Source organism: Polaromonas sp. P1_G4, from assembly GCF_056405475.1.
The window spans coordinates 1-763 of record NZ_JBFUCA010000977.1 but is presented as its reverse complement, the minus strand read 5'-3'; the positions used below and the strand labels follow the sequence as shown (position 1 = coordinate 763).

The following is a 763-nucleotide window of genomic DNA, read 5'->3' as shown; positions in this document are numbered from 1 at the left end:
GTCCTGGGCCTGGCCTTGCAAAAAGCGCTCGGCATTGGCAGTGTCCAGCGCGTACTGCTCGGGCGACACATGACCCACACAGGGTGCGGAGCAGCGCTTGATCTGGTACAGCAGGCAGGGCCGTGTGCGATTGTTGAACACCGTGTCTTCGCAGGTCCGTAGCCTGAACACCTTTTGCAGCAGCAAGATGGTGTCTTTCACCGCCCAGGCGCTAGGATATGGGCCGAAGTAGCGGTGCTTCTTCTCGACCGCGCCGCGGTAGTAGGCAATGCGCGGGAAGACGGCGGCCGTGGGCGCAGCACCTTCTTCGGCTGGGCGCGCACCTGTCAGCTTGAGGTAGGGGTAGCTCTTGTCATCCCGGAACAGGATGTTGAATTTCGGGTTGAGCGTCTTGATCAGGTTGTTTTCGAGCAGCAGCGCTTCAGCTTCCGAGCGCACCACTGTGGTTTCCATGCGGGCGATCCTGGTCACCATATGGCCAATGCGCGTGCCGCCGTGGTTCTTCTGGAAGTAGTTGGAAACCCGTTTCTTCAGGTTGCGCGCCTTGCCGACATACAGTACACCGCCCTCCGCATCGAAGTAGCGGTACACGCCGGGCAAGGCGGGCAGCGCGGCGACTTCGCTGAGCAGTTGGGGGTCAAATTCGTGGGCTTTGGTCATGGGCTGAAATGGTGCAACTGGCCGTATTGTGGACAATCCTTTCATGAATCGCAGCCTGCAGTGGGACATTTTTTGCAAAGTCATCGACAACTTCGGGGACATT

The 763-nt window shown here is 59.1% G+C and carries 1 protein-coding gene; it reads right to left on the bottom strand.

Going from position 1 to position 763, the window contains the following annotated elements:
* Positions 1–660: GIY-YIG nuclease family protein (locus AC1D1X_RS24845; RefSeq protein ID WP_477699561.1), on the bottom strand; the 660-nt coding region annotated here is incomplete at its 3' end.
* Positions 661–763 lie beyond the last annotated feature (103 nt).